Source organism: Lentzea sp. NPDC036955 (assembly GCF_055608005.1).
In genome coordinates this window covers 453,450-472,161 of record NZ_JBVJRC010000006.1, presented here as the reverse complement: position 1 = coordinate 472,161, position 18,712 = coordinate 453,450, and the positions used below count along the sequence as shown (strand labels likewise).

At 71.5% G+C, this 18,712-nt stretch carries 16 protein-coding genes; 7 read left to right on the top strand and 9 right to left on the bottom strand.

Features of this window, described 5'->3' with window-relative positions; all coding sequences use genetic code 11:
• Positions 1 to 13: 13 nt before the first annotated feature.
• From ACZ7CF_RS22775 to ACZ7CF_RS22750, 6 genes are read right to left on the bottom strand one after another with little or no spacing between them, the layout of a single operon-like run.
• On the bottom strand, positions 14 to 1,153 hold the full coding sequence (locus ACZ7CF_RS22775; protein ID WP_470370498.1) for a lipid-transfer protein: 1,140 nt from the start codon (positions 1,151 to 1,153) through the stop codon (positions 14 to 16).
• On the bottom strand, positions 1,150 to 1,533 hold the full coding sequence (locus ACZ7CF_RS22770; RefSeq protein WP_470370497.1) for a MaoC family dehydratase: 384 nt from the start codon (positions 1,531 to 1,533) through the stop codon (positions 1,150 to 1,152). Before ACZ7CF_RS22770 ends, ACZ7CF_RS22775 begins: the two co-directional genes overlap by 4 nt.
• Positions 1,520 to 2,407, bottom strand: coding sequence for a bifunctional MaoC family dehydratase N-terminal/OB-fold nucleic acid binding domain-containing protein (locus tag ACZ7CF_RS22765; RefSeq protein WP_470370496.1), 888 nt, complete (start codon positions 2,405 to 2,407; stop codon positions 1,520 to 1,522). The genes ACZ7CF_RS22770 and ACZ7CF_RS22765 overlap by 14 nt, the downstream gene beginning before the upstream one ends.
• The gene (locus ACZ7CF_RS22760) at positions 2,404 to 3,546 is read right to left on the bottom strand and encodes an acyl-CoA dehydrogenase family protein (RefSeq protein WP_360389129.1); all 1,143 of its coding nucleotides are present in this window, start codon (positions 3,544 to 3,546) and stop codon (positions 2,404 to 2,406) included. The genes ACZ7CF_RS22765 and ACZ7CF_RS22760 overlap by 4 nt, the downstream gene beginning before the upstream one ends.
• Positions 3,536 to 4,507, bottom strand: a complete 972-nt coding sequence (locus tag ACZ7CF_RS22755) for an acyl-CoA dehydrogenase family protein (RefSeq protein ID WP_360389132.1) — start codon at positions 4,505 to 4,507, stop codon at positions 3,536 to 3,538. The genes ACZ7CF_RS22760 and ACZ7CF_RS22755 overlap by 11 nt, the downstream gene beginning before the upstream one ends.
• The gene (locus ACZ7CF_RS22750; protein WP_360389135.1) at positions 4,507 to 6,402 is read right to left on the bottom strand and encodes an acyl-CoA dehydrogenase family protein; all 1,896 of its coding nucleotides are present in this window, start codon (positions 6,400 to 6,402) and stop codon (positions 4,507 to 4,509) included. Before ACZ7CF_RS22750 ends, ACZ7CF_RS22755 begins: the two co-directional genes overlap by 1 nt.
• Before the next feature lie 160 nt (positions 6,403 to 6,562).
• On the opposite strand from ACZ7CF_RS22750, the gene kstR reads away from it, so the two are divergent.
• Both kstR and ACZ7CF_RS22740 read left to right on the top strand, forming a co-directional pair.
• A complete protein-coding gene (gene kstR / locus ACZ7CF_RS22745) occupies positions 6,563 to 7,138 on the top strand; it encodes a cholesterol catabolism transcriptional regulator KstR (RefSeq protein WP_360389854.1) in 576 nt (191 codons plus the stop codon).
• A 66-nt stretch (positions 7,139 to 7,204) separates the two neighbouring features.
• Complete coding sequence (locus ACZ7CF_RS22740; RefSeq protein ID WP_470370495.1) at positions 7,205 to 7,645, top strand: hypothetical protein; 441 nt, start codon at positions 7,205 to 7,207, stop codon at positions 7,643 to 7,645.
• Here the strand turns inward: ACZ7CF_RS22740 and ACZ7CF_RS22735 are convergent.
• Positions 7,635 to 8,633 (bottom strand): LacI family DNA-binding transcriptional regulator, encoded by a 999-nt coding sequence (locus ACZ7CF_RS22735; protein WP_470370494.1) that lies wholly within the window; start codon positions 8,631 to 8,633, stop codon positions 7,635 to 7,637. The genes ACZ7CF_RS22740 and ACZ7CF_RS22735 overlap by 11 nt on opposite strands.
• Before the next feature lie 110 nt (positions 8,634 to 8,743).
• Here ACZ7CF_RS22735 and ACZ7CF_RS22730 point away from each other — a divergent pair, with 110 nt between their 5' ends.
• From ACZ7CF_RS22730 to ACZ7CF_RS22710, 5 genes are all read left to right on the top strand, one after another.
• Positions 8,744 to 10,615: a discoidin domain-containing protein gene (locus ACZ7CF_RS22730; RefSeq protein WP_470370493.1), complete on the top strand. Its 1,872-nt coding sequence runs from the start codon at positions 8,744 to 8,746 to the stop codon at positions 10,613 to 10,615.
• Positions 10,616 to 10,651: 36 nt separating this feature from the next.
• Positions 10,652 to 12,469: a lectin gene (locus ACZ7CF_RS22725; protein WP_470370492.1), complete on the top strand. Its 1,818-nt coding sequence runs from the start codon at positions 10,652 to 10,654 to the stop codon at positions 12,467 to 12,469.
• A gap of 103 nt (positions 12,470 to 12,572) precedes the next feature.
• The gene (locus tag ACZ7CF_RS22720; RefSeq protein ID WP_360389149.1) at positions 12,573 to 12,965 is read left to right on the top strand and encodes an MmpS family transport accessory protein; all 393 of its coding nucleotides are present in this window, start codon (positions 12,573 to 12,575) and stop codon (positions 12,963 to 12,965) included.
• Between the two features lie 4 nt (positions 12,966 to 12,969).
• A complete protein-coding gene (locus ACZ7CF_RS22715; RefSeq protein ID WP_360389151.1) occupies positions 12,970 to 13,839 on the top strand; it encodes a phosphotransferase family protein in 870 nt (289 codons plus the stop codon).
• Positions 13,840 to 13,900: 61 nt separating this feature from the next.
• Entirely contained in the window at positions 13,901 to 16,927 is a 3,027-nt protein-coding gene (locus ACZ7CF_RS22710; RefSeq protein ID WP_360389154.1) for an AfsR/SARP family transcriptional regulator, read from the top strand.
• A gap of 20 nt (positions 16,928 to 16,947) precedes the next feature.
• On the opposite strand, the gene ACZ7CF_RS22705 is transcribed toward ACZ7CF_RS22710, so the two are convergent.
• Both ACZ7CF_RS22705 and ACZ7CF_RS22700 read right to left on the bottom strand, forming a co-directional pair.
• Positions 16,948 to 17,721 (bottom strand): ABC transporter permease, encoded by a 774-nt coding sequence (locus ACZ7CF_RS22705; protein WP_360389157.1) that lies wholly within the window; start codon positions 17,719 to 17,721, stop codon positions 16,948 to 16,950.
• Positions 17,718 to 18,692: an ATP-binding cassette domain-containing protein gene (locus ACZ7CF_RS22700; RefSeq protein ID WP_360389160.1), complete on the bottom strand. Its 975-nt coding sequence runs from the start codon at positions 18,690 to 18,692 to the stop codon at positions 17,718 to 17,720. Before ACZ7CF_RS22700 ends, ACZ7CF_RS22705 begins: the two co-directional genes overlap by 4 nt.
• Positions 18,693 to 18,712: the final 20 nt, after the last annotated feature.

Genomic DNA, 18,712 nt, shown 5'->3' with positions numbered 1-18,712 from the left:
TTCTGCAAGGGGGTCAGGGGCTCAGGAGCAGGCCGCTGGTGGGAACGCCGGTGCCGGCGGTGACCAGGACGTGGGCCGCTCTCGCGACCTGGTTCACGGCGGTGCCGCGGACCTGCCGGACGGCCTCGGCGATGCCGTTCATGCCGTGCAGGTAGGCCTCGCCGAGCTGGCCGCCGTGCGGGTTGAGCGGTAGCGAGCCGTCGAGCTCCAACGCGCCGGAGGCCACGAGGTCCTTCGCCTCGCCCTTGCCGCAGAACCCGAGCTCCTCCAGCTGGACGAGCACGAACGGGGTGAAGTGGTCGTAGAGCACGGCCACGTCCACATCGGACGGCCCGATGCCGGACCGCTGCCACAGCTGCCGCGCCACCACGCCCAGCTCCGGCAGGCCGGTCAGGTCGTCGCGGTAGTAGCTGGTCATCGTGAACTGGTCGGTGCCGCTGCCCTGGGCGGCGGCCTTGACCAGCACGGGCGTGTTCCTCAAGTCGCGAGCGCGCGCGGCGGAGGTGACGACGAGCGCCACTCCCCCGTCGCTTTCCTGGCAGCAGTCGAGCAGCCGCAGCGGTTCGGCGATCCAGCGCGAGGACTGGTGGTCGTCGAGGGTGATCGGGCGGTTGTGGAACCACGCGTGGGGGTTGGTGGCGGCGTGTTTGCGGTCCACGACGGCGACCCGGCCGAAGTCCTCGCTCGTGGCACCGTAGGAGTGCATGTACCGGCGGGCGAACATGGCGACCATCGCGGCCGGGGTGCCCAGGCCCATCGGGTAGGACCAGCTGTTGTCGACGTTCGCCGCCGCCGCGGCCTGGACCTGGCCGAACCGGTGGCCGGAGCGTTCGTTGAACGCCCGGTAGCACACGACGACCTGCGCCATCCCGGTCTCGATCGCCATGGCGGCCTGCTGGACGGTCGCGCAGGCCGCGCCGCCGCCGTAGTGGACGCGGCTGAAGAACGTCAGCTCCGGGATGCCGAGCTCGCGGGCGACGGCGATCTCGGCGTTGGTGTCCATGGTGAAGCTGACCAGGCCGTCCACATCGGACGGTTCGAGTCCGGCGTCGGCGAGTGCGGCCCTGGTGGCCTCGGCGGCGAGCTGCAGTTCGGTGCGGCCGGAGTCCTTGGAGAACTCGGTCGCGCCGATGCCGGCGATCGCGGCGTTCACGCGGGCACCTCGATCCTGACCGTGCCGGTGACGTGGTCGCCGTGGCCGGTGCGGCCGACGACCTCGACCACCACGTCGTTGTCGTGGCGTTCGACCACCTGGCCGAAGAACTTGAGCGTGTCGTAGGCGTAGCAGGGTGCGCCGAGCCGGATGTCGATCTGCCGGACCAGCGCCCCGGTGCCCGCCCAGTCGGTGACGTAGCGCTGCACCAGTCCGGTGGTGGTGAGGATGTTGATGAAGATGTCCTTCGAGCCGCGCCGGACGGCGAGGTCGCGGTCGTGGTGCACGTCCTGGAAGTCGCGGGTCGCGAGCGCGGTGCTGATCACGAACGTGGGCGTGGCCTCGACGTGCCACTCGGGCAGGGGGTCACCGGTCCGCACGAGGCCTCCAGCCGAACATCGTCAGGTCGTCGTCGACCTCGGTGAACACGACCTCGACGGGCAGCCCGACGCGCGGCTCGCCGTCGAGCTCGCCCAGCATCCGCACGCCCTCGTCCAGCTCGACCAGCGCGATCACGAACGGCGTCCGCTTGCCGGGCACCTGCGGGTGGTGGTGCACGACGTAGCTGTAGACCACGCCGCGACCGTCCGAGACCAGGTACCTCGGTGTGGTGGCACCGCATTCCGGGCACATCGGGCCCGGTGGGTGCCGCAGCAGCCCGCAGCGGCCGCAGCGCTGAATGCGCAGCTCACCCTGCTTGGTGCCGTTCCAGAAGTACTCGGTGTCGCGGTTGACCGAGGGCCGGATCGCCTGCGCCTTCGGGATCTGCGCCGGGGCAGCGGGTTTCTCGGCTGGGCGGAACTTCAGGACGCGGAACCGCATCTCGGCGACCGGCTCGTCACCGACGTACCAGGTGCTGCGGGTGGTGACGAACCAGCCCTCGCCGAGTGCGGTCCTCTTCGGGCCGGTCACGTCCTCCAGCAGGGTGGTGACCGCGAGCTGTTCGCCGACCCTGAGGTAGCGGTGGTAGGTCTGGTCGCTGTCGGTGGCGACGACCGAGGTGAACCCGGCCTCGTCGAGGACCCGCATCATCGCGCCGAGCGGGTCGTCCAGCGCGCGCTGGCCGTGCAGCCCGGCCATCGTCCACACCTGCACCATCGCCGGTGGCGCGACCTCGGTGTAGCCGGGGTGGGTGTCGCCGATGGCCTCCAGCCAGGTGCGGATCATCGGCAGGTTCACCGGGTCGCGGGCCAGGCGCGGTGCGGACTCGCCCCGGCCGGCGATCTCGGCCGCTGCCTTCTCGACGTCGGTCATCGCACCACCCTCGGCAGTCCGAGCCCGAGGGACGCGATCAGCTCTTTCTGCACCTCGTTGACGCCACCGCCGAAGGTGAGCACGAGGTTGCGCCGGGCCTGGACGTCCAGCCAGCGCACGAGCTGCGCGGTGCCCGGTTCGGTGGGATCGCCGTGGCGGCTCACGACCTCCTCCAGCAGGCGGCCGACGCGCTGGGTGCGGTCGGCGGCGAAGACCTTGGTGGCGGAGGCGTCGGCGACCTCCACCTCCCGGGCGGCGACCTGCCAGTTGAGCAGCTCGTTGACCCGGTGCACGGCCTTGACCTCGGCCAGCGCCCTGCGCACGTCCGGCAGGCCGAGCAGGTCGTGCTCGCGCGCCCACTCGTGCACGCGGTCGAACTGGGCGCCGATCCGGCCGGACGGGCCGAGCATGACGCGTTCGTGGTTGAGCTGGGTGGTGATCAGCCGCCAGCCCTTGTTCTCCTCGCCCACGCGCAGGCCGACGGGCACCGTGACGTCGCTGTAGTAGGTGGCGTTGACGTGGTGCGCGCCGTCGCAGGTGATGATCGGAGTCCACGAGTAGCCGGGGTCGGTCGTGTCGGCGATCAGGATGGTGATGCCCCGGTGGCGGTCCTCGGGTGCTCCGGTGCGGACCGCGAGCCACACGTGGTCGGCGTCGTGGCCGCCGGTGGTGAATACCTTCTGGCCGTTGACGACGTAGTGGTCGCCCTGCCGGACGGCCCTGGTCGTGAGCGCCGCGAGGTCCGTGCCGGCCTCGGGTTCGGTGTAGCCGATGGCGAAGTGCAGCTCGCCCTTGAGGATGCGCGGGAGGAAGAGGTCCTTCTGCTCCTGGGTTCCGTAGCGCTGCAGGGTCGGGCCGACGGTCTGCAGCGTCACGTACGGCAGCGGCACGTCGGCGCGTGCGGCCTCGTTGACGAAGATCTGCTGCTCGACCTGGCCGAAGCCGCGGCCGCCGTACTCGGTGGGCCAGCCGACGCCGAGCCACCCGTCGGCGCCGAGGCGGCGCACCAGGTCGCGGTAGGCGGTGCCGTGCCGTTCGGTGAGCACGGCTTCGCGTTGCTGCTCGGTCATGACGCCGGAGAAGTACTCGCGCAGCTCCTCGCGCAGCCTGCGCTGGTCGCTCGTGAGGTCAATGAACATCGATCTGCCCCAACCGGTGCTCCGCTCCGCCGACGAACCTCGTCAGCTCCTTGGCCAGGCCGTAGTACCTGTGCATCGGGTAGGTGATGTCGAGTCCCAGGCCGCCGTGCAGGTGGTGGCACGTGTGCACGGCCGGGAGCGCTTCCGCGGCGAGCCAGTGGGCGGCGATGGCGAGGTCGGCGTCGTCGAGGCTCCAGCAGGCGGCGAGGGTGGCGAGGTGCAGGGTGCGGGCGGCGATGTGGACGTCGGCGACCTGGCCCGCGACGGCCTGGAAGGTCGACAGCGGTGCGCCGAACTGGTGGCGGGTGCCGACGTGCGTGACGGTGAGGTCGAGGGCTCCGGCCAGCACACCGTCGCCGACCGCGCAGGCGCCGGCCAGCGCGTACTTCGTGAGGTCACCGTCGAGCGGGTCACCGTGGGCGTTGTCGAACCGGACGGTGCTGTCCGTTGTGGACACCCCGGGTTGGGCGGGGTCGACGACCAGGGTGCCCGGCCGGTCGCCCAGCAGGGCGCTGACGAGGATTCTGCCGGCCTCGGCGGCGCGCGGGACGTGGACCTTGAGGCCGGTCAGCCCGGTGCCGTCGGGGTTGGCCCTGGTGGACGGCGTGGCCGGCAGCGGGGTGGAGGGTTCGCTGAGTGCGGCGGTGAAGACGGCGTGCTGTTCGGTGACCAGGGGGAGCAGTTCGTCCTGCTGGTGCGGGGTGCCGTGCCGGGCGATCGGCAGGACGCCCAGGGCGAGGGTGGCGAACGCCGGCACGTCCGCGGCGCTGCGGCCGACCTCGGTGAGCAGCAGTGCCGTCTCCAGCACGCCGAGGCCGTGGCCACCGAGCCGTTGCGGAACGGCGAGGGCCAGCAACCCGGCCTCCCCCAGGGCTTTCCAGGGCGTCGTGCTCTCCCGGCCCAGCACGTCGGCGGCGAGGCGCACGATCTCCTGCTGGGTGTCGTCGAGGGTGAAGTCCATCAACTCTCCCTGGGTAGGCCGAGGATCCGTTCGCCCGCGAGGTTCATCAGGACCTGGGTGGTGCCGCCCGCGATGCTCAGGCAGCGGGTCAGCAGGAACTCGTGGACGGCGTCGCCGTGCACCAGCCCGCCGTCCAGCTCCACGGCGAACTCGGCGACGTCTTGCCGGTGCCGCACGCCGACGAGCTTGCGCACGCTGGACTCCGCGCCCGGTTCCTGTCCGTCAAGGCGGCGCAGTCCGGCGCGCAGGTCGAGCAGCGACACGGCGAGCCCCCGGGCGACCAGTTCGCCGAGCCGTTCCGACGGTGCGGGGCCGGTGGCCAGAACCTGTTCCAGTGCCTCGCCGAGTGACGAGCCGCGGCCCAGGGCGACGCGTTCGTCGGCCAGGGTGGTGCGGGCCAGGCGCCAGCCGTCGTTCACCGCGCCGACCACGCAGTCGTCGGGCACGAGGACGTCGTCGAGGAAGACCTCGTTGAACCGGGCCTCGCCGGTGATCTCCCGCAGTGGCCGCACGTCGATGCCCGCGGACCGCATGTCGACGAGGAAGTAGGTGATGCCCTTGTGCTTGGGGACGTCGCTGTCGGTGCGGGCCAGGCAGATCGCCCAGTCGGCCTGGTGGGCGAGCGACGTCCAGACCTTCTGGCCGGTCAGCCGCCACCCGCCCTCGACCCTGCGCGCCCTGGTGCGCAACGACGCCAGGTCCGAACCGGCCTCGGGTTCGCTGAACAGCTGGCACCAGGTCAGCTCGCCGCGCAGGGTCGGCCACACGAACCGCTCCTGCTGCTGCGGGGTGCCGTGGCGCAGGATCGCCGGCGCGGCCCAGGCCCCGATGACCAGGTCCGGTCTGCGCACCCCGGCCGTGGCGAGCGCGTCGTCGATCACGAGCTGCCGCGCGGGGCCGGCGTCCTGGCCGTAGGGCCGTGGCCAGTGCGGGACGAGGTATCCGCTGTCCGCCAGCCGTGCCCGCTGCTCGTCCGGTTCGAGGGCGGCGACCTCCGCGGCGAACCGGCGCACCTCCGGGTCGCCCTCGACCTCGACGGTGTGGTGCCGCCGCGCACCGCGCAGCGCGAGCTCGGCCGTCGTCCTGCGCCACCGCTCCCGGCCGCCCGCGAGCTGTTGCAGCGCCAGGGCACGCCGCAGGTAGCGGTGGGCGTCGTGCTCCCAGGTGAACCCGATGCCGCCGAGCACCTGGATGCAGTCCTTGGCGTTGCGCACCGCCGCGTCGAACGCCACGGCCGCCGCGACCGCCGCCGCGAACGGGTGTTCGGCGTGGCCGGCCGCCCGTGCCGCGTCCCACGCGACGCTCGCGGCCTGTTCCGCCCGGCACAGCATCTCCACGCACAGGTGCTTCACGGCCTGGAAGGACCCGATGGCCCGGCCGAACTGCTCGCGGCGGCGCGCGTGCTCGACCGCGGTCCGCAGGCACCACTGGGCGATGCCGCTCGCTTCGGCGGCCATGAGCGTGACGGCGAGGTCCGTCGGGTCGGCGATCGTCTCGCCCGGTGTGTGGACGGTGACCGCCCCGAGTGACCGGGTCAGGTCGACGGCGTCCAGCGCGGTGACGGTCGTGTGCCCGGCGGGGACGAACATCCAGTCCTGGTCCTTGACGAGCAGGTGGGTGGCCTCGGTGGCGCCCAGGACGTGCCCGGTGCCGAACCCGAACCCGGCGATCCCGTCGAAGTCCGGGACGAGGGCGCAGGCCAGTGCCGTGGGCAGCAGCGGGCCCGGTACGAGGTGCTCGGCGGCCTGCTCGAGCATCACCGCGAGGTCGAGGGTCGTGCCGCCGTCGCGCAGCACGTCGAAGAACCCGACGCGGACCAGGTCCTCCCACGTCCCGCGGGCCGCGCTGACGCTGTTCCTGAGTGCCCGGTGCTCGTCGGTCGTGGCGATCGGCATGCGGCCTCCTCCAATACATGAGGAACTTTATAGAACGTGTTCTAATTCCGGCAAGAGATCATGGCCGGGAAACCCACTCCGGTACGATGTGGAGGCTGCTGCAACACGTTCCAGGAGGACCATCTCCGTGTCACCTTCGAAGTCGCGCGCGGACGCCCTGATGGCGGGCGAGGAGCTGAGCTCGGCCGCCCAGCGCGAACGGCGCAAGAGGATCGTCGACGCGACCATCGCGCTGGCGTCCAAGGGCGGGTTCGACGCCGTCCAGATGCGGGCGGTGGCCGACCGGGCGGACGTCGCACTCGGCACCCTCTACCGCTACTTCCCCTCGAAGATCCACCTCCTCGTCTCCAGCCTCGCCGTCGAGCTCGAACGCGCGCAGGAGAAGATGGACCGCGCCGCCGTCCCCGGCGACACCGCCTACGACCGCGTGCTGTTCGTGCTCGGCCGCATCACCCGCGGCCTGCAGCGCAACCCGCACCTGACCGAGGCCATGACCCGCGCCTTCACCTTCGCCGACGCCTCGGCCGGTGCCGAGATCGACCGCGTCGCGCTGCTGATGGAGACGATGTTCACGCGCGCGATGACCGACGAGGAACCGACGGAGGAGCAGAAGGCCATCGCGCGGGTGATCAGCGACGTGTGGCTGTCGAACCTCGTCGCGTGGGTGACCCGGCGGGCCACGGCCACCGACGTGGCGAACCGGCTGGAGCTGACCGTGCGGCTGCTGCTGGCCTGACCCGTGCGGCCGGCCAAGAGCTCACAACCCCCGAACAGGGACCGGATGCGCACCTAAGATCAGCCGGTGACCACTAACCCCGCCGAAGTCGTCCTCACCAGCCGCGGTTCGGCCACCGCCCAGCGCGTGATCGCCGGCGCCTCGCTCGTCGGCATCGCGGCGATCGGCGTCGTGGTCGCCCTGTCCGACCTGCCGTGGTGGGGCATCGCGCTGACCGAGCTGGGCGTGGTGCTCATCGCCCTGATCATGATGGCGATCTGGTCGTCGGCGGCGGAGGACGCCAAGCAGACCACGGCGTTGCGCGCCACGGGCACGACGGTGCTCGCCGACGTCCTGGGCAGCGAGGCGCACGACGACGGGGAGAGCACCTCACACCTGCTGACGCTGTGGGTCCCGGTGCCCGGCGGCGGGTTCGAGGTCGGCCACTGGTGCCACCGCTACGACGGCGAGCAGCAGCTGCCAGTGCTCGTCGACCCGGTCACGCGCGTGTGGGGCGTCATGCACTAGCGGTCGACCCGCGCACCACCAACGAGGTCGCGAGCTCGATGTGCAACGCCTCGGGCCGGTGACCGTCGAGCATCCGCATGAGCTGCGTGACGGCGATGCTGCCCATCTCCTGCAACGGCTGCCGCACGGTCGTCAGCGGCGGATCGGTCGCCTCGCTCAGGTCGATGTCGTCGAAGCCCGCCACCGACAGGTCCTCGGGCACCCGCAGCCCGAGTGACCGCGCGGCCTGCATCGTGCCGACCGCGACCTTGTCGTTGAAGCACACGACGGCACTCGGCCGCGGGTCCGCCGCCAGCAGGTCCAGCGCCGCACGACGGCCCTCGGCGGTCGTGGGTTCGATGCACCGCACCCGGTCCGCGCTCAGCAGCACCCCCGCCTGGGCCAGCGCGGAGCGGTGCCCGGCCAGCCGCGCGTCACCGGCCAGCCACTCCGACGGGCCCGCGATCACCGCGATGTCGCGGTGCCCCAGCGCGATCAGGTGGTCCGCGACCGCGCGGGCACCGGCGGAGTGCGCGGCCGACACCGAGGCGATGTCCGGCGGCGGTGGCGTGCGCGGGTCGACGACGACGAACGGGAAACCGGCCTGCGCCAACGCCACCAGCTCGTCACCCTCCTCCGGCGGCAGGATGAGGATCGCGCCGTTGACGTCCTGCTGACCGGGCAGGCCGCGCACCGCCTCGCTGTGCTGCGCCGACTCCCCCGCGTCGAGCAGCAGGCGCACACCGTGCAGCTTCAGCGTCTCCGCGACCGACGAGACGATCAGGCCGAAGTAGTCCGTGAGGACGTACGGGCACCGCACGTACACCATCCGCTGCTCCGGCGGCTGGTCGCGCCGTTCGAGGGCCTGCAACACCAGGTCACGGGTGCGCGGGGCGACGTTGACGTGGTCGTTGAGCACCCGCGAGACGGTCGCGACCGAGACACCGGTCTCGGCGGCGATGACCCGGAGACTGGCCCGTTGTTTCATCGAACCGGAAGCACGTTCCACCTGGTCACTGTACCGGAACTGGGGCAGGCCATTGACCGTCGCCACGCCGGGGTGTTTCATCCTGGAAAGACTTTGTTTCACAGTGATGAACCTCTGTTACAAGGACGGCGATGAGAACTACCGCGATCGTGGCCCTGGTCCTCGGCCTCACCGCCGCACCCTCGGCGGAAGCATCCGGCACGCCGGAAGCACGCGTGTGGGTCACCACCCCGGACCGCGCCGAACTCCTGCACGAACGCCCCCGCGTCGCATTCGGCACCACGCCGTCGGACCACCCGACGATCGTGGTCGACCCCGGCCGCGACCACCAGGCGGTCGACGGCTTCGGCGCGTCCATCACCGACTCCAGCGCCGAAGTCCTCCACGGCCTCACCCCCGCCCTGCGCGCGGACACCATGCGCAAGCTCTTCGACCCCCACACCGGCATCGGCATCAGCTTCCTGCGCCAGCCCATCGGCTCCTCCGACTTCACCGCCGCCCCCGAGCACCACACCTACGACGACGTACCGCCCGGGCAGACCGACTTCCCCCTCCGGCACTTCACCATCCGCCACGACGAAGCGAAGATCCTCCCCTTGCTGCGCGAGGCGAAACGCCTCAACCCACAGCTCAAGGTCATGGCCACGCCCTGGAGCCCGCCCGCGTGGATGAAGACCGGCGACTCGCTCATCGGCGGCCGCCTCAAGGACGACCCGCGCATCCACGACGCCTACGCCCGCTACCTGGTCAAGTTCGTCCAGGCCTACACCCGCGCCGGCGTGCCGATCGACTTCCTCTCCGTGCAGAACGAACCGCAGAACCGCACACCGGACGCCTACCCCGGCACCGACATGCCCGTCGCCGACCAGCTCAAGGTCATCGAAGCCCTCGGACCACAACTGCGGGCCGCCAGCCCCCGCACGAAGATCCTCGCCTTCGACCACAACTGGGCCACCCACCCCAACGACGGCACCGCCGAAGCCGACTACCCCCACCAGGTCCTGCGCGCCAAAGCCGCCAGGTGGGTCGCCGGCACCGCCTACCACTGCTACTACGGCGACCCCAGCGCCCAGACCGCACTGCACAACGCCTTCCCGCACAAGGGCATCTGGTTCACCGAGTGCTCCGGCTCCAAGAACGCCACCGACCCACCCGCCAAGGTCTTCAGCGACACGCTGCGCTGGCACGCCCGCAACGTCGTCCTCGGCACCACCCGCAACTGGGCCCGCAGCGCCGTCACCTGGAACATCGCCCTCGACAGCACCGGCGGCCCCCACAACGGCGGCTGCACCACCTGCACCGCCCTGGTCACCGCACACCCCGACGGCACCGTGACCACCGACGCCGAGTACTACACGATCGGCCACCTCGCGAAGTTCGTCCGCCCCGGCGCCCGCCGCATCGCCAGCACCTCCTTCGGCACCACCGGCTGGAACGGCCAGATCATGGACACCGCCTTCCGCAACCCCGACGGCTCCACCGCACTGGTCGTGCACAACCAGAACGACGACCCCCGCACCTTCGCCGTCAACACCGGCGACCGCACCTTCGAGTACACCCTGCCCGGCGGCGCACTGGCCACGTTCACCTGGCCCGCACACCACCGACTCCGCGGCAACCACGACCCCGTCCCGCTCACCGGCGCCACCGCCACCTCCTCCACCGGCGAGAACGCCGCACTCGCCGTCGACGACGACGCCTCCACCCGCTGGACCACCGAAACCACCCAGGCACCCGGCCAGTACCTGCAGATCGACCTCGGCTGCAACCGCGACTTCCGCCGCGTCGCCGTCGACAGCGGCGCCAACCTCGGCGACCACGTCCGCACCTGGCAACTGGACGTGAGCCGCGACGGCACCACCTGGCACACCGTCGCAAAAGGACAGAGCACCGGCCAGCTGACGAACATCGACGTCCGCGGGAACGCCCGATTCCTGCGGATCACCTCCACCGGCACCGCGAACAACTGGTGGAGCATCGCCGACATCCGGCTCTACCGATAACACCCACCAGCGCCCGAACCCCTGCAAGGAGCGCTCATGTCCCGAGAAAAACACCGCTGGCACAGCGCCGCACTGATCTCCGCCGTCCTGGCCGTCACGGCAGGCACCCACCTCGCCACCCCGGCAACAGCAGCCACCACCGCCAACGTCTGGCTGACCACCGCCGACCGCTCCAACCTCCTGCGCCAGCAAGCAGGAGTCGCATTCGGCAACGGCGGCAGCGGACCGGTCATCACCGTCAACCCCAACTCCACCCACCAGTCCATGATCGGGTTCGGAGCCTCCTTCACCGACTCGGCCGCGTGGAACATCTGGAACTCACCACGCCGCGACGAGATCATGACCAACCTGTTCCACCCGAACACCGGCATCGGCCTGAGCTTCCTGCGCCAGCCGATCGGCGCCTCCGACTTCTCCCGCAGCTTCTACACCTACGACGACGGCGCACCCGACCCGACGCTGTCCCGGTTCTCCACCGCACGCGACAACGCCTACGTCCTCCCGCTCCTGCGCCAGGCCAAAGCACTCAACCCGCAGATCAGCACCATGGCCACACCGTGGAGCGCCCCCGCGTGGATGAAGAACAACAACAGCCTCATCCAGGGCTCCCTCAACGACAGCCAGATCAGCACCTACGCCGACTACCTCGTCAAGTTCACCCAGGCCTACCGGGCAGCAGGCGTACCGATCGACTACCTCAGCGTCCAGAACGAACCCAACTTCGAACCCCCCGGCTACCCCGGCATGCGCATGTCCGCCCAGCAACAGGTCACCGTCATCAACACCCTCGCCCCCAAACTGCGCGCAGCCGGCCAACAGACCCGCCTGCTCGGCTACGACCACAACTGGGACGACACCACCTACCCCCAAACCGTCAACAACGGCGCCGGCACCAACGTCATCGGCTCCGCCTGGCACTGCTACGGCGGCAACCCCGGCGGCCAGTCCGTCGTCAAGAACAACCAACCCGGCAAGGACATCTTCTTCACCGAGTGCTCCGGCACCCGCTCCGCCACCGACGCCGCCACCTTCCGCGACACCCTGCGCTGGCAAGGCACCAACCTCGCCATCGGCGCCACCCGCAACCACGCCCGCACCGTCGCCCTCTGGAACATGGCACTCGACCAGAACAACGGCCCCGTCATCGGCAGCTGCACCAACTGCACCGGCGTCGTGACCACCAACGGCTCCACCACCGCCTACAACGCCGAGTACTACGTCCTCGGCCACCTCGCCAAGTTCGTCAAACCCGGCGCCGTCCGCATCGACTCCACCGGCTACGGCGACGGCGGCATCCAGAACGTCGCCTTCCGCAACCCCGACGGCTCCATCGCCCTGGTCGCCCTCAACACCGGCGCCGACCAGAACTTCCAGGTCTCCTACGGCGGCCAGACCTTCGGCTACCGCCTCCCCGCCGGCGCCATGGCCACCTTCACCTGGCCCGGCACCCTCGACCCCGGCCAACCCGGCACCCGCACCGGCACCATCACCGGCCTGGGCGGCAAGTGCCTCGACGTCACCGACGGCTCCACCGCCAACGGCAACCAGCCCCAGCTGTGGACCTGCTCCCCCGGCCCCAACCAGACCTGGACCCTCGCCACCGACGGCACCGTCCGCGGCCTCGGCAAGTGCCTCGACGTCACCGGCAACTCCACCGCCGACGGCGCCCCCGTCCAGCTGTGGGACTGCTTCGGCGGACCCAACCAGCGGTGGACCGCCTCCGGCGGCACCCTCGTGAACGCCGGCAGCAACAAGTGCCTCGACGTCACCGGCAACAACACGGCCAACGGCGCGAAGCTGCAGATCTGGACCTGCACGGGAGGGGCCAACCAGCGCTGGACCGTTCCGGCCTAGGACGCTCCGACGGCCGTCATCCCCCGCCTGACACCGCGGGATGACGGCCGTTCAGCCCACCGAACGATGCCGCCGAACGCCGCACCCCATACCGTGGGAAGCCGTGAAGACGCTCGCAGTGGTCGCGGCCCTCGTCCTCGTCGGCGCGGGGTTCGTGGTCGCGATCCGCTACTTCGGCTGGTCGGAGATCACCGGCAAGGCCTGGTCCGTCACCTACGAGGTGACCGGGCCGGGGTCCGCGCCCGTCGCCCTCCGCTACACCGAGAACCCCGACACCCGCAAACGGGACGCACCGCGGACCGTCGACGCCACCGGGGTGGTTCCGTGGACGACGGACGTTGTGATCAACTCGGGGCAGAAGGCGGAGGTGACCGCCACGCCGTCCGGGAACGAGGCGTTGACGTGCCGCATCCTGCTCGACGGCGAACGGGTGTGGGCGAGCGCCACTGCTGCTCCCGGACAGGCGGTGACCTGCACGAAGGTGACCGATAGATGAGGCATTGGTTTTGGTCAACACTGAAGTAATAGAGCAGATCACGCAAGCCACCGTCCACCGCGTCGAGGCGCTCGGCGGCGGCACCTACAACCGGGTCTTCCTCGTCACGGCGGCCGAGGGCGAGCTCGTGGTCAAGATCAGTCCGGGTGAGCAGCCGGGGTTGACCTACGAGCGGGACCTGGTGCGCACCGAGGCGCTGTTCTGCGCGCTCGGGGCGCGGGTCGCGCCGGTGCCGCAGGTCGTGCGCACCGACTTCTCGCGCTCCCACGTCGACGGCGACGTGCTGGTGACGACGAAGCTCGAAGGGACTCCCCTGTTCGGACGGTCCGGTGTGGACCGCGATGCCGTCCAGGAACAGCTCGGTGCGGCCGCGCGGGCGTTGCACACGGTCGAGGGACCGGGGTTCGGCTACCCGCAGCTCGGGCTGCACGAGACGTGGTCGCAGGCGTTCACCGCCATGGTCGAGGCCGTGCAGGCCGACGCGGAGCGCTACGGCGTCGCGTTGCCCCGCATCCCGGTCGACCGGCGGCTGTTCGACGAGGTGCGGACACCGGTGCTGGTGCACTTCGACCTCTGGGACGGCAACGTGCTCGTCGACCGCGGGCTGACCGGGATCGTGGACGGCGAACGCGCGTTCTGGGGTGACCCGGTGGCCGACCTCGTGTCGCCGGCGCTGTTCGGGACCGTCGGCGAGAGCTTCCTGAAGGGGTACGGGCGGGCGCTGACCGACAGCGAGCACGTGCGCCTCGCGGCCTACCGGGCGTACCTCTACGCGATCATGCTCACCGAACGGGTCCCGCGCGGCAGCACCGACGACGGGTTCGAGCGCGTGATCGCCGAAGCGCTCGACGCGGCCGTCCGCGAGCTCGGGTAGCACCGGCAAGATCGGCCCGCCCCGGCGCGCGGAGCGGATCTGGGAAGCTTGACGTGTGCGCGTGGCGTTGCTGGGACCGCTCAGGGTCGAGGAGGACGACGGCACACCGGTCGACATCGGTGGTGCCAGGGTCAGGATGCTCCTCGCCCGGCTGGCGCTCGACCCCGGCCGGCCGGTCTCGCCGGCCACGCTCATCGACGACCTCTGGGGTGAGCAGCCGCCCGCGGACGCCACGAACGCGCTGCAGTCGCTGGTCTCGCGGCTGCGGAAGGTCTGCCCGGACGTGGCGCTGGAGCCCGGTGGGTACCGGCTCGCGGTCGCGGCGGAGGACGTGGACGTCGTCCGGTTCGAACGGCTGCGCGCGGCCGGGCGGCTCGACGAGGCGCTCGGGCTGTGGCGGGGCGAGGCGCTGGCGGACGTGCGGGAGGCGCCGTTCGCGCGGATCGCGGCGGCCGAGCTGGACGAGGCGCGGCTGAGCGCCGAGGAGGACCGGTTCGACCGCGGTGAGCTGGACGTCGCGAAGCTCGCCGCGCTGCACGAGCGGTACCCGTTGCGCGAGCGGCTCGCCGGGCTGCTGATCAGGGCGCTGTGCGCCGACCAGCGGCAGTCCGAGGCGTTGCAGGTCTACGAGGACGTGCGCCGCACGCTCGCCGACGAGCTCGGTGTCGACCCGTCGCGGGAGCTGCGGGACGTGCACCTCGCCGCGTTGCGGGGCGAGCTCGCGCCCAAGCCGGTCGCCGACCGGTTGCCGGTGCGGCTCACCAGCTTCGTGGGACGGGACGAGGAGCTGCGCCGCGTCGGCGACCAGCTCGACCGGGCGCGGCTCGTCACGCTGGTCGGGCCCGGCGGTGCGGGCAAGACGCGGCTCGCGACCGAGGCGGCGGTGCGGCACCGGCTGCACGCCAGGGGCCGGGTCTGGTTCCTGCCGCTGGCCGGCGTGCGGGCGGCCGACGACCTGGTCGGCGCGGTGCTCAGCGCGTTCGACCCGAACTTCACCACCGGCGACCCGTTGCGCAGGGGCAGCGACGGCATGGACCGCATCGCCGAGGCGCTCGCGGCGGGTGAGTCGCTGCTGGTGCTCGACAACTGCGAGCACCTGGTCGAGGCGGCCGCCGAGTTCACCGGCCGGCTGCTGCGGCTCGTGCCGTCCGTGCGGGTGCTCGCCACCAGCCGCGAACCGCTGGCCATCGAGGGCGAGTCGCTGTGCCCGGTGGGACCGCTCGCCGTGCCGGACGGCCGCGCCGACCTCTCCGGGTACGGCTCGGTGCGGCTCTTCCTGGACCGGGCGACCGCGGTGAAGCCCGGCTTCCGGCTCGACGAGTCCACCGCGGACGCCGTCGCGCAGATCTGCCGCCGCCTCGACGGCATGCCGCTCGCGCTGGAGCTGGCCGCCGCACGGCTGCGGTCGATGACCGTGCACCAGATCACCCAGCGGCTCGACGACCGGTTCCGGCTGCTCACCTCCGGCAGCCGCACCGCGCTCCCCCGCCAGCGGACGCTGCGCGCGGTCGTCGAGTGGAGCTGGGACCTGCTGACCGAGCAGGAACGGGAGCTGGCGCGGCGGCTGTCGGTGTTCCCCGCAGGCGCCGACCTCGCCGCGATCGAGCAGATCTGCCGGCACGACCTGTACGTGCTCACGTCGCTGGTCGAGAAGTCCATCGTGGACGTGCTCGACCACGACGAGCCGCGCTACCGGATGCTGGAGACGATCCGGGTGTACGCGGCCGAGCAGCTCGCCGCGTCCGGCGAGACCGCCGAGGTGGTCGCCCGGTTCCGCGACCACTACCGGAGGCTGACCGAGGACTGGGAGCCGCTCACCCGCACCGCCCGGCAGCTGGAGGTCATCGCCGGCTACGAGGCCGAGCACGACAACATCGTGGCCGCGTTGCGCGGGGCGGTCGAGGACCAGGACGCCGACGCGGCCGCGGGCCTGCTCACCGCGGTCTTCTGGTACTGGATGGTGAAGGGCGACAGCAAGCGGGCGGACACGGCGGTGGACGACGTGCTCGCGTTCGGCGACCGGCTGCCCGCCGACGTCCGGGCGGCGCTGACCGCGATGCGGCTGATGATGCGGGTGATGCCGGGAGTGCCGGACGCGGCGGAGACGGCGGCGGTCATCGAGGACTGCGTGCGCGCCGAGTCCATCGAGAGGTTCCCCGCGCTGGCGATCGCCCTGCCGATGCTCGCGTTCGTCAGCAAGAACAAGGACCTCGCGCACCGGGAGGTCCAGCGGGCGGCGGGCAGCTCCGACCCGTGGGCACGGGCGGGCGCGGAGTGGGCGCGCAGCTTCCTGCTGGTCGACGACGGCGACCTGCACGGCGCGGCGGCCGCCCGCGAGCGGGCCTACGAGCTGTTCAGCGCCACCGGCGACCGGTGGGGCACGGCGATGTCGCTCGGGATGAAGGCCGCGTTCGTCTCCCAGACCGGCGACAACCTCGGCGCGATCGCGTTGTACGAACGGGGTCTCGCACTGGCGCAGGAGCTGCGGTCCACGGAGGACGCCGTGCAGCAGCACTGGCGGCTCGCCGTCGAGTACGCGCGCCTGGGCGACCTCGGCGCGGCCCAGCGGCAGCTCGCCGAGGCCGAGCGGTTCGTGCAGGAGACTGGCAACGAGCAGATGTCCGCGATGATCCTCTACGCCAAGGCGGAGATCCGGTTGCGGTGCGGTGCCGTCACCGAGGCCCGCGAGCTGGCCGAGAGCTTCCGCGTGCGCGGCACCGCGGCGGCGCTCGGCGCGTTCGGCGAGGAGTGGTCGGCGATGCTGGAGGCCCGCATCGCGCTGGCCGAGCACCGCTTCGCCGACGCCGAGCAGGGCGTCGCGGTGGCGGTGGAGACGACGTCGGCGCGCAGCGACATGCCCGACCTCGCCGCGGTCACCGAGATCCTCGCCCAGGTGCGGCACGGCCAGGGCGCAGGCGACGTGGCGCTGCGGCTGCTCGCGCTCGTGAAGCTCCTCCGCGGCGGCCTCGACCTCGGCGACCCCGGCGTGCGGGGCCTGATCGCCGAGCTCGGGGAACCGGACGCGGCGCAGGTGCCGAAGGACGACGCGCTGCGGGAGATCCGCAAGGAGGCGGGCCTGCCCGGCTGAGCGGCCCGCCCCTCCTCCGCTCAGACCCGCCTGCGGTAGGCCCACATCGCCGCGGGGAAGAACACCGCCACCACGCCGACCATCCAGATCAGCGACCCGGTCAGCGGCCCCGCGATCGGCCCGCCGTTGAGCAGCCCGCGCAGCGCGTCGGCCATCAGCGTCACCGGGCTGATGTCGGCCCACGCCTTGAGCCAGCCCGGCATCGTGGCGGTGCCGACGAACACGTTGCTGCCGAACGTCAACGGCATGATCAGCACGAACATCATGCCCTGCACGGCCTGCGGCGTCTTGAGCAGCATGCCGACGAACACCGACGCCCAGCAGAAGCACAGGGCGAACAGGATGCCCAGCGCCACCGCGACCAGCAGCTCCACCGGGCCGGTCTGCACCCGGTAGCCCATGATCGTGGCGACCACCAGCAGCACCACGACGCACACGACGTACCGCACGACGTCGGCCAGCACCGCGCCGATCAGCGGCGCGGACCGCGCGATCGGCATGGCGCGGAACCGGTCGAACACGCCCTTGGACGCGTCGGTGTTGAGCTGCACGCCCGCGGTCATGCTGCCCTGCAACAGGTTCATCACCATGATGCCCGGCACGAGCACCTGCAGGTACGCGTCGGTGCTGCCGGCCAACGCCCCGCCGAACAGGTAGGTGAACATCAGCAGGAAGATGATGGGCGCGAGCGTCACGTCCATCAGCTGCTCCGGGTTCTTGCGGATCTTGAGAATCCCCCGCCACGCCAGGGAGAACCCGTGGCGCACGCCCTTGTCGAACGCGATCGTGCTCACACCAGGCTCCCTTCCGGCGCGGCGGTGCCGGCGGCGTCGGTCTTCTTGCCGGTCAGCGCCAGGAACACCTCGTCGAGCGACGGCAGCCGCAGCGCCAGCTCGTCCGCGGTGATGCCGGCCTCGTCGAGCTTGCGGACCAGCGTCGACAGCAGCACCGGGTCGTCGACCGGCGCGGTGAGCAGCCCGGTGTCGTCGTCGCGCGACGGCCGCGTGCCGGTCAGGTCGCCGAGGATTCGCTGCACCACGTCGAGGTCGTGCACCGACGTCGGCCGCACCTGCAGCGTCTGGCTGCCGACTCGGCGCTTCAGCTCGTCCGGACGTCCCTCCGCGACCACCCGGCCGTGGTCGAACACCGTGATCGTGTCCGCCAGCTGGTCGGCCTCCTCCAGGTACTGCGTCGTCAGCAGCACCGTCGTGCCGTTCGCGACGAGCCGCCGCACGACCGCCCACACCTCGTTGCGCGCGTGCGGGTCCAGGCCGGTGGTCGGCTCGTCGAGGTACAGCACCGCCGGGTCGCCGACCAGGCTCGCCGCCAGGTCGAGCCGCCGGCGCATGCCACCCGAGTACGTCTTGGCGGCCCGTCCCGCCGCGCCGGTGAGCTCGAACTGCTCCAGCAGCTCGGCCGCCCGCGCCCGTGCCCCCGCTCGGGAGTAGTCCATCAGCCTCGCCAGCAGGACCAGGTTCTCCGTGCCGGAGAGGTCCTCGTCCACCGACGCGTACTGCCCGGTCAGCCCGATCAGCCTGCGCACCGCCACCGGGTCCTTCAGCACGTCGTGCCCGCCGACCGTGGCGTGTCCCGCGTCCGGGCGCAGCAACGTGGCCAGCACCCGCACCGCCGTGGTCTTGCCCGCGCCGTTCGGCCCGAGCACGCCCACGACCTTCCCCTCCGGCACCTCCAGGTCCACCCCGTCGAGGGCTTTGGTCTCCCCGTAGTGCTTGACCAGGCCCTCTGCCCTGATCGCCAGTGACATCTCGCGTTCCTCCCTGTGTC

Coding starts and splice junctions, on each gene's coding strand:
- kstR (WP_360389854.1), top strand. CDS start 6,563: ATGGCGGGCGAGGAGCTGAGCTCGGCCGCCCAGCGCGAACGGCGCAAG.
- ACZ7CF_RS22700 (WP_360389160.1), bottom strand. CDS start 18,692: ATGTCACTGGCGATCAGGGCAGAGGGCCTGGTCAAGCACTACGGGGAG.
- ACZ7CF_RS22730 (WP_470370493.1), top strand. CDS start 8,744: ATGAGAACTACCGCGATCGTGGCCCTGGTCCTCGGCCTCACCGCCGCA.
- ACZ7CF_RS22750 (WP_360389135.1), bottom strand. CDS start 6,402: ATGCCGATCGCCACGACCGACGAGCACCGGGCACTCAGGAACAGCGTC.
- ACZ7CF_RS22765 (WP_470370496.1), bottom strand. CDS start 2,407: ATGACCGACGTCGAGAAGGCAGCGGCCGAGATCGCCGGCCGGGGCGAG.
- ACZ7CF_RS22755 (WP_360389132.1), bottom strand. CDS start 4,507: ATGGACTTCACCCTCGACGACACCCAGCAGGAGATCGTGCGCCTCGCC.
- ACZ7CF_RS22760 (WP_360389129.1), bottom strand. CDS start 3,546: ATGTTCATTGACCTCACGAGCGACCAGCGCAGGCTGCGCGAGGAGCTG.
- ACZ7CF_RS22725 (WP_470370492.1), top strand. CDS start 10,652: ATGTCCCGAGAAAAACACCGCTGGCACAGCGCCGCACTGATCTCCGCC.